The organism is Collinsella sp. MSK.8.10, from assembly GCF_019041915.1.
In the GTDB taxonomy this organism is placed as follows: domain Bacteria; phylum Actinomycetota; class Coriobacteriia; order Coriobacteriales; family Coriobacteriaceae; genus Collinsella.
Genome location: NZ_JAHPYF010000001.1, coordinates 162,776 through 176,278 on the forward strand (window position 1 = coordinate 162,776; position 13,503 = coordinate 176,278).

The 13,503-nt window shown below is 58.2% G+C and carries 9 protein-coding genes; 5 read left to right on the top strand and 4 right to left on the bottom strand.

The window, feature by feature from the left end; translation table 11 throughout:
- Positions 1-136: 136 nt before the first annotated feature.
- Genes KTF55_RS00700 through KTF55_RS10105 form a run of 3 tightly spaced genes read right to left on the bottom strand, consistent with a single transcriptional unit; the run spans position 137 to position 2,179 of the window.
- On the bottom strand, positions 137-1,108 hold the full coding sequence (locus tag KTF55_RS00700; protein ID WP_226790422.1) for a TlpA disulfide reductase family protein: 972 nt from the start codon (positions 1,106-1,108) through the stop codon (positions 137-139).
- A 29-nt stretch (positions 1,109-1,137) separates the two neighbouring features.
- Positions 1,138-1,986 carry a 4Fe-4S binding protein gene (locus tag KTF55_RS00705; RefSeq protein WP_371734665.1) on the bottom strand — a complete coding sequence of 283 codons (849 nt, stop codon included), beginning with the start codon at positions 1,984-1,986 and terminating at the stop codon, positions 1,138-1,140.
- A gap of 46 nt (positions 1,987-2,032) precedes the next feature.
- Positions 2,033-2,179 (bottom strand): CD1871A family CXXC motif-containing protein, encoded by a 147-nt coding sequence (locus KTF55_RS10105; protein WP_040219972.1) that lies wholly within the window; start codon positions 2,177-2,179, stop codon positions 2,033-2,035.
- A 90-nt stretch (positions 2,180-2,269) separates the two neighbouring features.
- Between KTF55_RS10105 and KTF55_RS00710 the strand changes: the two genes are divergently transcribed.
- Positions 2,270-2,944, top strand: coding sequence for a response regulator transcription factor (locus KTF55_RS00710; RefSeq protein ID WP_302052938.1), 675 nt, complete (start codon positions 2,270-2,272; stop codon positions 2,942-2,944).
- Positions 2,941-4,092 carry a cell wall metabolism sensor histidine kinase WalK gene (locus KTF55_RS00715; RefSeq protein ID WP_217107619.1) on the top strand — a complete coding sequence of 384 codons (1,152 nt, stop codon included), beginning with the start codon at positions 2,941-2,943 and terminating at the stop codon, positions 4,090-4,092. Before KTF55_RS00710 ends, KTF55_RS00715 begins: the two co-directional genes overlap by 4 nt.
- 74 nt (positions 4,093-4,166) lie before the next feature.
- Here the strand turns inward: KTF55_RS00715 and guaA are convergent, their stop codons facing one another.
- On the bottom strand, positions 4,167-5,147 hold the full coding sequence (gene guaA, locus KTF55_RS00720) for a glutamine-hydrolyzing GMP synthase (RefSeq protein WP_217107618.1): 981 nt from the start codon (positions 5,145-5,147) through the stop codon (positions 4,167-4,169).
- Positions 5,148-5,444: 297 nt separating this feature from the next.
- Between guaA and KTF55_RS00725 the strand changes: the two genes are divergently transcribed.
- From KTF55_RS00725 to KTF55_RS00735, 3 genes are all read left to right on the top strand, one after another.
- A complete protein-coding gene (locus tag KTF55_RS00725) occupies positions 5,445-6,449 on the top strand; it encodes a helix-turn-helix transcriptional regulator (protein ID WP_217107617.1) in 1,005 nt (334 codons plus the stop codon).
- 155 nt (positions 6,450-6,604) lie between these two features.
- The gene (locus tag KTF55_RS00730; protein WP_217107616.1) at positions 6,605-10,972 is read left to right on the top strand and encodes a hypothetical protein; all 4,368 of its coding nucleotides are present in this window, start codon (positions 6,605-6,607) and stop codon (positions 10,970-10,972) included.
- Positions 10,973-11,497: 525 nt separating this feature from the next.
- Positions 11,498-13,495 (top strand): type IIA DNA topoisomerase subunit B, encoded by a 1,998-nt coding sequence (locus KTF55_RS00735; RefSeq protein WP_217107615.1) that lies wholly within the window; start codon positions 11,498-11,500, stop codon positions 13,493-13,495.
- The last annotated feature ends 8 nt before the right edge of the window (positions 13,496-13,503 follow it).

A 13,503-nucleotide genomic window follows, 5' to 3' on the forward strand; every position in this document is an offset into this window, starting at 1 on the left:
ACTGTTTTGCCGGTACCAGTGAGAAATGTAGGGAACCGCCCCAAATAACGAACGGGACGGCACGCCACGTGGCGCACCATCCCGCACATAACATCGACGATGTGACAAAGGGACTGTCCCTTTGTCACATTCGGACTTACTGCTCGCTCTTAGCAAGCGCCTGATCGATCAGCTTGTTGAGCGCCTCTCGCTGCTCGGCGGAGTTGATGCCGCCCATGATTGGCTCTCCCACGATGTTGCCATTCTGATCGATGACATACGTTGTCGGGAACGAGAACAAATTTGACGTAAACTTACCGGCCTCGCTATCCGACTTGAACCAGATGTTCTTATACGTCACGCCCTTCTTGCTCAACACGTCCTTGGCATCTGCGATCTCGCCCTTGTTGCCATCGAGCGTAAAGGAATTGACGCCCACGACCTGGCCGCCCTTCTCGGCAAGCTCCTGATTCAGTTTCTCAAGATCGCCCAGCTCGCCCACGCACGGCTTGCAAGTGGTGAACCAGAAGTTCATGACGGTGACCTTGTTCTTAGAGAACAGCTCGTCACTGTTCACGTCGTTGCCATCCAGGTCCTTGCCCGTAAAGCTGGGGAACTTCGTCGCCTCGCTCGAAGCATTGGCACCAGCCGTCATGCCAGCGGTCGAAGCGTCGACGCTCTCGCCTGCACTCGGCGTGCTTCCACAGCCGGGGAACTCCTTCTCCAGGCTCTCGAGCTTGTCCTCGATCTCCTTGATCTGCTGTGCACCGGCCTTGAGTGTCTTAAGCTCATCCGCCGTAAACTCATCCTTGGCGCCGTCGATGGTCTTGAGCAGAAAATCGCCGTAATTGCTGCCATCCTCAATCATTGCCGAGTCTTTATTTGCCGCATTGAATACCTTTTCCCACAGCGCGTTATCACTCGAAAAGATCTCGTTCTCCTTCTGCATGAGCTTCGCATACAGCTCGGCGGCCTCGTCGGCATTGGCCGGCTTCTGCGCAGTGAGCTCTGCGATCTTAGGATCGGAGCTCGCAGATTCGCTCGCATTGCCACCGGGCGCCGAACATGCCACAAGGCACAAGGCCAATACCGGCACCATAAACAGGGCCGCAATCTTAGAAAGCTTCATAGTCATTCCTCCGTTTTGTCGAAGCTTGTTTACTTTTTATCGGCGGTCAAGGGAAGCTTTTCCGCCGACACATCCAGGCCATAGCGATAGCTGATGGCATCGACGGGACAGGCCCCGATGCACTTTCCGCACCGGATACATTCGGCATGATTGGGCGCGCGGACCACATCAACGTCCATCTGACAAACCCTTGAACACTTGCCACACGAGACGCATTTGCACGCGTCAACCTGAATCCCCAGTAGGGATACCTTATTCATGAGCGCGTAGAATGCGCCGAGGGGGCAGATCCATTTGCAGAAGGGGCGGTAGAACAACACGCTCAGCACCGCAACCGCAATGAGAATCGCGAGCTTCCAGGTAAAGAGCTTTCCCAGCGCGGAGCGGATTCCCGTATTCATGATGGACAGCGGAATCGCACCCTCGAGCACGCCCTGTGGGCAGATGTACTTGCAAAAGAACGGGTCGCCCATGCCCACATCGTTGACCACCAAGACAGGCAGCAGCACCACGGCAAACAGCAGCACGGCATACTTGATGTACGTGAGCGGCTTGAGCTTTTTCGTCGAGAGCTTTTTGCCGGGGATCTTGTGAAGCAGTTCCTGCAGCCAGCCAAACGGGCACAGAAAGCCGCATACAAAGCGTCCCAGCAGCACGCCGATTAGAATGAGCGTTCCGGTGACGTAATACGAAAAGCTGAACTTAGACGATCCCACCACCGACTGAAACGACCCGATGGGGCACGCACCCGAGGCCGCCGGACACGAGTAGCAGTTGAGCCCCGGCACGCAGACGGCTTTGCCCGCCCCCTGGTAGATGCCCCCCTTGGCAAAGTTAGGCAGGTGAATATTGGTCGCAAGCGTCGCCGCCGCCTGAATCAATCCGCGGAATCTCGCCAAAAGATGCGATGCAGTGTTTTTTCTTTTATCCAATTCCGATACACTCCAAGCACAGCCTAATCGCTTTGGCCAGCACGGCATCCGCCTCGCCACGCATAACGCCAAAGCACACCATGGCAATTCCGACGATCAACAAAGCGACCTGTACCACGGGTTTTACCGCTTTGAACAATCCGACCACTCCTTTCGTTACGCGACCATTGGACCATATCGACTATAAAATCCGTGTTAAGCGCGATTTGGAATGTGCAAGGAGACTGTTATGCGTATTTTGATCGTCGAAGACGAGCGAGCACTGTGCGACACGATCGCACGCAGTTTGCGAAACTTGGCGTACAGCGTCGACTGCTGTCACGACGGACAGGAGGCGCTCGACCTACTGAACGTTGAGGCCTTCGACCTCGTGGTACTCGACCTCAACCTTCCCCGTATCGACGGCACGGCCGTACTCAGGGAACTTAGGAAAACTGACTGCGAAACTAAGGTACTGATTCTGTCCGCACGTGGCGAAGTATCCGACAAAGTCGCCGGACTTGATGCCGGCGCCAACGATTACCTCACCAAGCCGTTTCATCTGGACGAGCTTGCGGCAAGGATTCGCAGCCTTACCCTCAGACGCTTTACACAAAGCGACATAGTTTTAACCTGCGGAAAGCTCAGCTTTGACACCAAGGCGCGCATCGCTTCCGTGGACAGCGAGGCTCTATCTCTTACGCGCAAAGAAACGGGAATCTTGGAATACCTGATGCTTAATCAGGGGCGACCGGTAAGTCAAGAGGAGCTTATCGAGCACGTTTGGGATAGCAGCGTGAACAGCTTTAGCAACGCAACCCGCGTTCACATCTCATCACTCCGCAAAAAGCTACGCATCGTTTTGGGATACGACCCGATTCGCAATCGGATTGGAGAGGGCTATGTTATGGAGGATAGCGAATGAAAAGGCTTTCGCTGCAATGGCGCATAACGATTATGACGGCGCTGCTCACGTGTGCGGCATGCGTGCTGACGAACTGCCTGGTCGGCTATACGGGCATGCGCTACATGGATGCCATCGGCAGCGACATCTCGGCCTTTAACGCAACCGGCGAAGATTCGCTCCAGGCGTTCGACCCAACGAAAGCAGCCCTCGATGACAAGGTCACGATCGTCGTAAACGACGCACAGGAGTCTTTTGGCACGACAGCCTGGTACATCACGGCTGGAGTCACACTCCTTGGCGGCACGCTGGCATACTTTGTGAGCGGCCGTGCACTCAAACCGCTACGGGCTTTTGCAGCTCAGGTTGAGCGTGTGCAACCTGACAACCTAAGCGAAATCAGACTCAATGAAGATGTGCCCACCGAGCTACAACGATGCAGCGCCTCTTTCAACGACATGATCGCCCGTCTTGGCGAAGGGTTCTCTGCACAGCGTCAGTTTACCGGCAACGCCGCACACGAGCTTCGCACCCCGCTCGCCCTTATGCAAGCACAGATTGAACTATTCATCTCCGAGCACTCCGGTTTGCAACCCGAAACAGCCGAGCTGCTCGGCCTGCTACAAGAACAAACTGAGCGGATGTCGCGGATGACCAAGGTGTTGCTCGAGATGAGTGAGCTCCGCAGCGTTCCTTGCGAGGACGATGTTGAACTTGGTCCCTTGTCCGAAGAGGTCCTCACCGACCTTGCGCCACTTGCCGAAAATAAGGGCATAGCCCTCAATTGTGCTGGAGACGCTTTAGTAATCGGGAGCGACACGCTCCTCTATCGGCTGGTGTTTAACCTGGTCGAAAATGCCATCCGTTACAGCCGCCCCGGCTCGACTGTCAACGTCTCCATCTGCGACAACGACAGCCACGTGTTCCTGCGAGTCAAAGATGAGGGCTCGGGAATACCCAAGCAGTACCGAGAGAGCATCTTCCAGCCGTTCTTTCGTCTAGACAAATCCCGCAGCAGGGCATACGGCGGCGCAGGACTCGGACTAGCACTCGTTTGGGAGATTGCAGCGCTTCACGGTGGCGCTGTAGAGGTCGAAGCAAGTTCCGAGAACGGGACCACCATGCTCGTAAGCCTTCCAAAACAATCCGTAGCGTTAACCGAACAGTAAAACGAAAGGGGTCCCGCACACGCTTGCGCGGGACCCCTTCTCCGTCAATGCAATTCGTCCAAAAGAGTAGAAGCTTACTCCCACTCAACGGTGCCGACGGGCTTGGGCGTAAGGTCGTAGCACACGCGGCAGATACCGGGAACCTCGGCAGTGACGCGGGCGGTAATACGCTTGAGCAGCGCCCAGTCGAGCTCGGGCACCTCGGCGGTCATGACATCGACGGTGTTGATGCAGCGGATGATGCAGGGCCAATCGTAGGCGCGCTTACCCTCGCGCACGCCGGTTGCGCGGAAGTCGGGCACCACGGCAAAGTACTGCCAGATGGTCAGACCGGCCTTGTCGATCTCCTCGCGCACGATGGCGTCGGCCTCGCGCAGTGCCTCGAGGCGGTCGCGGGTAATGGCACCCAGGCAGCGGACGCCCAGGCCGGGACCGGGGAACGGCTGGCGCTCAACCATGTTCTCGGGCAGGCCGAGCTCGCGACCCACGACGCGGACCTCGTCCTTGTACAGCAGTTTGACGGGCTCGCAGAGCTCAAACTGCAGATCCTCGGGCAGACCACCCACGTTGTGGTGAGCCTTCACGCCGTCTTGGGACTCCAGGATGTCGGGATAGATGGTGCCCTGGGCGAGGAAGCTGACCTCATCGCCAACCTTGCGGGCCTCCTCCTCGAACACGCGAATGAACTCGGCGCCGATAATCTTACGCTTGGCCTCGGGCTCCTCGACGTCCACGAGCTTGTCCAGGAAGCGATCTGTGGCGTCAACGTAAACCAGGTTGGCATCCATCTGATTCTTGAAGACGTCGACGACCTGCTCGCTCTCGCCCTTGCGCATCAGGCCGTGGTTAACATGCACGCAAATGAGCTGCTTGCAGATGGCCTTGATGAGCAGGGCCGCGACAACCGAACTGTCGACACCACCGGAAAGAGCCAGCAGGACTTTTTTGTCGCCGATCTGCTCGCGGATTGCAGCGACCTGCTCTTCGATGAACGCCTGGGCAAGTTCGGGAGTGGTGATACGTACCATGTCGTCGGGACGCTTGTTGGGATCCATGCAGAGCTCCTTCTCGGTTCGATGGAAATGCGCCGCGCGTATGCAGACGCACCGTCATATGACCTCATTATATGCAGAACGAGATACGTTTCCCATCGCTGCGACAGAGCTTTTTGCAGGGGCGGCAGTTTTTCTATATCCCAAGGTCAGCTAGACTTCGGTAGCCACCTTGGGAGCATCGCCAATAGACTCTTCCTTTATACGTTCGGCACAATCGTAGGCGATACCCACAAATTCCAGTCCCGAGCAACAAGAGTACAATTGCTGCTAGTGTTGCCAGCTGTTGGGAGATGGAAGATGGACTGCGATGGCTACCCATGCGTTCCCATGCCGTTGATGTGCACCGCCTTTGTGCCGGGGCAGATTGACGCTGCGGTTGCAGGCATTTCCGACCCCGATTCACGCGCCATTGCCACGGCAGAAGCGCTGTACTTTCGCGGACAGGCCACCCTCGCTGCCAAGACGGCGCACCCCTATCTTGACGTCACCGATCCCGCGCTGCGCTATTCCGCATGCTTTATCTGCGGATACGCCAGTCTGTCGCTCAACCGTATCGCCGACGCCCGCCGGTGCCTTGCGGGCATCCTCGATACGCCGGCCGACGAGGAATCGCCCGCCGTCCACGCCACGCATATCCTGTTCGCCTCGGCCGCGAGCGTCCTGCTGCACTTGCCTTCCCCGTATTCTGCCGAAGAGTTTTATCCGCTTGCGGCGCATCTGCCCGAAGGCCTGCGCCTGTTCGCCAGCTACGTGATGGCGCATGCCCTGTACCTGCGCGGCGAATATGGCCGCAGTCTGGGCATGGCGGAAAACGCCCTGATCATGAAACAGGGAAGCTATCCCATCTCGGAACTGTTCCTGCACCTGGCAGCTTCCATGGCATGCATGAGCCTCAAGGACATCGACGCCGCAAGGACGCATTTCGGAGCTGCTTGGAACATTGCGCGTCCCGACGGCCTTATCGAGCTCATCGGCGAGCACCACGGCCTTTTACAGGGGCTCATCGAGGCGTGCCTAAAAACGCAATACCCCGACGATTTCGCTCGCATCATCGAGATCACATACCGCTTCAGCTACGGTTGGCGGCGCATCCACAACCCCGATTCGGGCGAGGACGTAGCAGACGATCTAACGACCACGGAGTTCACCATGGCCATGCTCGCCTGTCGTGGGTGGACCAACGCCGAAATCGCACGCCATATGGGAGTATCGCCGGGTACCGTTAAAAATCGGCTGTCCAACGTGTATGCAAAGCTTGGCATCGGCACGCGCGCCGAGCTGGTCGCGCACATGTTGCGTTAGCGACCGGGCTGCCAAGCGCATCGAACACGTTCCGGAACCCGACGCTTCGCTCGATCAATTTGGACATTTTGACCCTTGAACGGCACTACCGCCACGGGGCGCCTTCTCGCACAATTGGATTATTTCCACCGATATTTGCGGGATGGGAGCCCAAGATGCTTGATCGCCGTTCGTTACTTGTTGCCGGAGCGTCCTCGCTAGCGAGCATCATGTTGCCTCGCGTGCCGGGAAGCGAAAATGCCTTCCTGCTGCCGTTCGCGCCCACCGCGGCCTATGCCGACGAAGAAGACCCCTTCAAGGTGCTCGTTCTCTCGCGCACCATGTTTGGTGTGGTCGTGGTCGACGTCGCCAACAAGAATACGCCCATCGCAGGTGCCCAGGTCACGCTCACATCGCGCTATGCCGTAGGCAAGCAGCTAACCGCCACGACCGATGACGAAGGCACGGCCATCTTTGAGGTCGCCCCTCTTTCGGAAGGCTACGTGGACGAGGCAACGCTCCTTGACGCGTACGACTTTAACGGCGGCATCTCCATTAGCATGGCGGGCTACCGCGATGTCGAGATTCCCCTTGCGCGTATCCGGGGCGGCACCGCCATAACCGCGCCCACGCGTCCGCTTTCCGACGGCGAGCCGTACTTCCGCCAGCTCACATTCGACGAATGGGACATCCAGTACGCTGAAGCCACGTTCATGGCATTGCCGAAGGACGACACGGCAAACGAGCAGCCCGATACGCACGCATTTACCGTGCAGGCTCATCTGCCGCAGGGCGGGCAGGCAACATTGCATATCAATAAAGTGATGCCCGCTGCGGGCAGCTCAACCGAAACCGTCACGCAGATTGGTCAGATCAAGGCCAGCGCATCGGGCGCGGATAATCTGGCGACGTTCACACTCGAAGACAAGTTCCTCGATGCAGCGTCGAGCCTTCTGGAAGAAGGATGCAAGCTGCGCTTTGTCCTCGACTACCAGGACAAAACCTACACGCTCTCCTCCCCCATGGCCGTTGTCACCGCGCCGGCGGCAAAGGCGGAATCCGGATCGACCACTATCGTCCCCACCACTATGGACCAAGAGATCACTCCGTTTGATTTCCCCACATCGTTTCCCGGCATCGGTGGTAATAAGTTCACGTGCTGGATGCCCACATTTCCGATCCTCTTCGATTTCTCGTTTGCTGGATACGTGCTGTTTGGTGGAGGATACAAACCAGCCAGCTATATGAACGATTCGGGCAATCCGGATCCGGAGTACTGGAAGAAATCGCCGCGCGAGTCGGGCGCCAAGCAGGCAAACCGCTACCTCGACGAGATGGAGGGGAAGTGGAATCAGTACAAGAGTATGAGTGCCGGTTCGGGCACCGATCCAAGAAACACCAAGCTCCTTCGCCACCATTGCACGCCGCTGTTCACGATGGATATCGCCACACAGCTGTACGGCTCGCTTGCCTACGATTGGGTGGGCAAAACCTGGGGTAACAACAACGACCCCGCATACGGCAATATTAAGGCCCTCTTCCAGGTAAGAACCGACCTCAATTGGACCGAGCAGTTTACCCTAGGACCGGTGCCATTTTTCCTAAACGTCAACCCTTGGGTGCTGGCGAAGCTGGCGCTCGCTGTGGGTGCCCACACGCACGGCAGCGGCGCGGCGTTTTTTAAAAACATTTCGCTCGACTATTCAAACACGTCGGGCTCGTTCACCATCCAGATCGGGCTTGCCGTCACCTTTGGCGCCGGCGTTGCAGGCGTCGCTTCGTCTGCCGTGCGCGGTGCTGCATCCCTCACGCTGTTCATTGGGTACGAGAAGGCAGATGGACACCAGCTTCCGCGGCTGCGCGTAGGTGCAGACGTCGATGTCGATGTGATACTCCAGTTCGTAATGTTCAAGTGGACCACCAAGGCTTGGTCGGGGTCGTGGCCCACACTCATCGATTCGTGGAATATGTCGGCGAACAATGGCGACCAGTATGTACTCCAGCGCTCTGAGCTGGCATTGGGTGGAAATACGCCTTATACGTTGGATGCCTGCTTCGGCACGCCCGGCAACGCCGAGGCAGGTGGTGTGCCGCAATTTATCGCATCGGCCACCATCGTCACCAACGCCGAGCTGCTCGCACGCGCCGAGGTTAAGGCCGCCGTCGTAAACGTCGCGCCCGTCGTGCGCGATTGGGACCGGGCGGTCACGCGCATTGAGCTCGAGGCGGACGCGGAGAGCGACGACACGGGACAGATCGAGCATTTCGTCCATGCACTGATAGAGAACGACGAAAACACCGCGCCGATGTATGAGTACACCTATATCGGGCAGGCGACGAACGCCGTTGCGGACCCCAACGCCAATTCTGCCGGCGTGTCGGAGGACGAGCGTGGCGGCATCAAACCCTCGAGCGACAACGTGCTGTTTGCTGGCGTGCTCAGCGAAGCCCACATGAAGCTGGCAATGATTGCCGACGTAGAATGCCTGTTCCGTATCGCCTCGGTGCGCTACGGCGACAATGGCCGCTCGCGCCTGGTGGTACACACAAAGGCAAACGGCACGTGGTCCGCTCCCACGCCCGTGGACTTTCCCCTTGGGTTTGGCGAGGGCGACGTGGAGCGCGACGGCATATACGATTACGACTTCGACGTGGTGGAATATACGGACGGAAGAGGAAACCAGGACGCCTACGTGCTGCTGGTCTCGGGCGAGCGCCCCGCCGGCGACAACACCCATTTCGATACGGCGAGCACATCCGGCATACTGTCCGTTGTGCGCCTGCGCATAAGTAATAGCGAAGTTCGCGTGATATCGCACACGTCGTGGCGCAGCATCTCGCGCGGGCGCCTGCAGGAGGACGGTTACCATTGCCTGCAGTGCCCGCGCATCACGGTGGGCAAGACGCTGGTCGACGGACGCCTGTCGGGTGCCTATCTCCACCGCCGTGGAAGCACCGCAGAAAAGGCGCTCGGCAGCGAGGCTGAGGTTGCGCTGGAGTGCTTTACCCTGTGGTCGGACGTTTCGGGCGACAGCCTGACGTTCCGCCAAGTTCTCCGCTTTCCACAAGCACCGTCGAGTATCGAGCTGGGCGAGCCCGAGAATATCAACGGCAAAATGGTGGTGCCCGTTGCGTACGAGACTGCAGACGGTTGCGGCTGCGCATCGTACGCCGTGATCGGCCAGTCCATTGCAGGCTGGGGCGTTATGCCACCAGACGCCACGGTACCCCGTGCGGTGCCGTGGCCACAACATTCGGGCTTTTTGGCAACCGTCAACGAACAACTGCAGCATATCACTTGGACGCGAGACGCATCGGCATTTGCAACGCAGCCTGTGGGTGCCGCAGGCTGTGGCCCGGCATCGTTTAGCGTAAGCAACAACGGCAGGTGCGTGCTCTATGTAGAGAACACCGATGGCAAGGTGGGACAAACCTACGACGAAGAAGGCAACCCGGTAGCAGTGATGGGCAAGCACTTCCGCATCTTCGCCAGCACCTTGGCAGGCGATCTGTTCACGGAGCCGTTCGTGATGTGCGAGCTGGACCATCCCGTCGATCAGATAACGACGTTTTTGACGTCGGGAGGCATGCTCTCCGCACTCGCCACGCACATTGTGAGTGCCGAGCAGAGCGAGGCAGAGCTGCACGGCATCGAAGTACCCTTGGCGGCGTGTGCCACTCCGACGGGCGCGGTCGCTACCTCGGGCGCGGTGGTGCCCGGAGCAGCAGGCGAATCCTTCATGGTCACGGTGCGAAACGACGGCAACACGCTGCTCACCGCCGGCACAATCGATCTATACCGAGAGGGCTCCAGCCAGCCGTTCTCCAGCGCATCCATCGGATTCGGAGCGAACGCACGCACGGCATCGATCTTTGATCCAGAGCTTTCCGAAGATGCTCCGGCCAACGACATGGCACACGTGAAGTACGCGCTCGAGACGCTGGGCGCACGTTTTGCAACGCACCCGCTGGTAGCCGACAACGGCAACGCCGTGCTGGCACCGGGTTGCACGGCACAGTTTCGCATGAGCTTCGCCATCCCCGAGAGCTGGAGCGACGAAGTGGGCAAACGCGTAACGCTGTATGCGAAGGCGCGTAATCTGGTGGCGCTCGATCCCGTAACGCTCGAGGAAATTCGACCAGGCGCAAACTCGGCGCTGGGTGCCGTACTGCACGAGCTTCATGTGCCCGACGCGGCATGCGAGCGCTCGGAAGTTCAGATCGGCGTATGCGACAGCGCGGATACGACAGGACTTCACGACGCCCCGATGGCAGCAGACGGCGATGGTGGCTCGAGTGGCGGCGGTACTGACGAGGGCGGCGGCGCGGGCGGAAGCAGCTCCGGCAGTGGCAAGGACCACGGCAATAACAAGCGCTCCGGAAAAGCGGGCGCGCTTGCGGGCACGGGCGATGTCAACGCTCCCCTTACGGCAGCCGCTGCAGCACTCGCCGCGGCAGGCGCCGGCCTTATCGCCTACAGCGCCCGCCGCACGGCGCTCGAAAAAGATACCGCCAATGAGGGCAATTCGGATAGGCCTCGCTAGCTCCTAGTTACCTTTGTGAGAGACGCCAACTCGGCTCATCGAACATCAAAATGGGCTGGTTCTGGATACCCAGAGCCAGCCCATTACGCATTAGATATCGTCAGAGGAGTCGAGTTCTGCCTCGAGCTTGGCACGGCGTCTTTTCGCCAACAATCCGCATGGCACGTTTTTGATAAACGCATCCAACCGCAAACGCAGCAGGACGCATTCGGCCGTCTTCAAACTTACTCGGACAAAACCGACTCGGTTTTCTCCGAGTAAACGTGATTGATAGTCAATCGATGTGCCCGCTCGTGCGATCAGCATCGTTCGATTTTGTTTAGTAAAACTAGGTCCCTATTAAATAAAATTCATCTGTATCCAAATTTGTTTAACAATGCAGCGCTACCACTAAACACTATCCCTGTTAATCCGAACGATTGTTCGATGGATTTCGTGTTGGTTGGAATCGCCTATGGGCTGGGCTATGCTACCTTGACTATCTATATGACTTAAACGCAGCAAAGGAGCACCGAGAGAGCGAGTATGGCAAAAAACACCGCAAACTATGGTAACGACAGTATCCGCCAGCTCAAGGACGAGGAGCGCGTACGCCTGCGCCCCGCCGTCATCTTTGGCTCGGACGGACTCGACGGCTGCGCGCATGCCGCCTTCGAGATCCTGTCTAACGCCGTTGACGAGGCACGCCAGGGCTACGGCAAACTTATCACCCTCACCGCCTTTCGAGATGGCTCCATTCAGGTAGAGGATAACGGCCGTGGCTGCCCGCTCGACTGGAACCCTTCCGAGAAGCGCTTTAACTGGGAGCTCGTCTTTTGCGAGCTCTACGCCGGCGGCAAGTACAACAACAACCAGGGCGGCGACTACGACTTCTCGCTCGGCACCAACGGCCTGGGCTCCTGTGCGACCCAGTACGCTTCCGAGTACATGGACGTCACGGTTTGGCGTGACGGTAACAAGTACTCCCTGCACTTTAAGAAGGGTAAGGTCGTCGGCGCCAAAAAGAAGGCACTCGAGATTGAACCCAGTGACGAGGACCGCACCGGCACCACCATCAAGTGGCGTCCCGATCTTGAGGTCTTTACCTCCATCAGTATCCCCCACGAGTGGTATCGCGAGACCATGCGCCGCCAGGCCGTGGTCAACGCCAACGTGACCTTCCGCCTGCGCATCGAGGGCGACGATGGCGAGTTTTCCGAAGAGGATTTTTGCTACCCCAAGGGCATCGAGGACTACGTGCTCGAGAAGGTCGGTACCGACTACCTTACCGAGCCCTTCTTTATCGAGGCCGACCGTCGCGGTCGCGATCGCGAGGACCTGCCCGACTACAACGTAAAAATCACTGCTTGCATGTGCTTCTCGCGCACTTTCATGATGCAGGAGTACTACCACAACTCATCGTGGCTCGAAAACGGCGGCTCGCCCGAGAAGGCTGCCCGCAGTGCTCTGACCAGCGCCATCGATGCCTACATCAAGCAACAGGGCAAGTACAACAAAAACGAGAGCGGCATTAAGTGGCAGGACGTCCAGGACTGCCTGGTACTGGTGACCAACTGCTTCTCCACCCAGACGTCCTACGAGAACCAGACCAAAAAGGCCATCAATAACCGCTTTATCCAGCAAGCCATGACTGCCTTCTTTAAGGAGCGCCTCTCGACCTACTTGATCGAGAACAAAGATGCCGCCAACAAGATCATGGAGCAGGTGCTCATCAACAAGCGCTCGCGCGAGAATGCCGAGAAGACGCGCCAGAGCATCAAAACCAACCTGCAGCAGAAGACCGACATGGCCAACCGCGTGCAGAAGTTCATCGACTGCCGCTCCAAGGACAAGAGCCGCCGCGAGATCTACATCGTAGAGGGCGACTCGGCAGCAGGTGCCATTCGCACCTCGCGCGATGCCGAGTTCCAGGGTGTTATGCCCGTCCGAGGCAAAATCCTCAACTGCCTAAAGGAGGACTACCCGCGCATCTTTAAGTCCGACATCATCATGGACCTCATGCGCGTACTGGGCTGCGGTGTGGAGATCAAGGACAAGCGCATCAAGAACCTTGGCGCCTTTGACCTGGACAACCTCAACTGGAACAAGGTCATCATCTGCACGGACGCCGACGTCGACGGTTATCACATCCGCACGCTTGTGCTCACCATGCTCTATCGCCTGGTGCCCACGCTTATCGACGAGGGCTACGTGTATATCGCCGAGTCGCCGCTCTACGAGATCAACTGCAAAGAGAAGACCTACTTTGCCTACACCGAGCTCGAGAAGAACGGCATCCTCAAGGAGATCGGCGACCAGAAGTGCTCGATCAACCGCTCCAAGGGTCTTGGTGAGAACGATCCGGACATGATGTGGCTCACCACCATGAACCCCGAGACGCGCCGCCTGATCAAGGTGGAGCCCGAGGACGTCACCAAGATGGAGACCATGTTCAACCTGTTGCTGGGCAACGACGAGGCGGGCCGTAAGCGTCATATCTCCGAGCACGGCAAGGAATATCTGGACCAGCTGGACCTGCAGTAGCAGCAAAT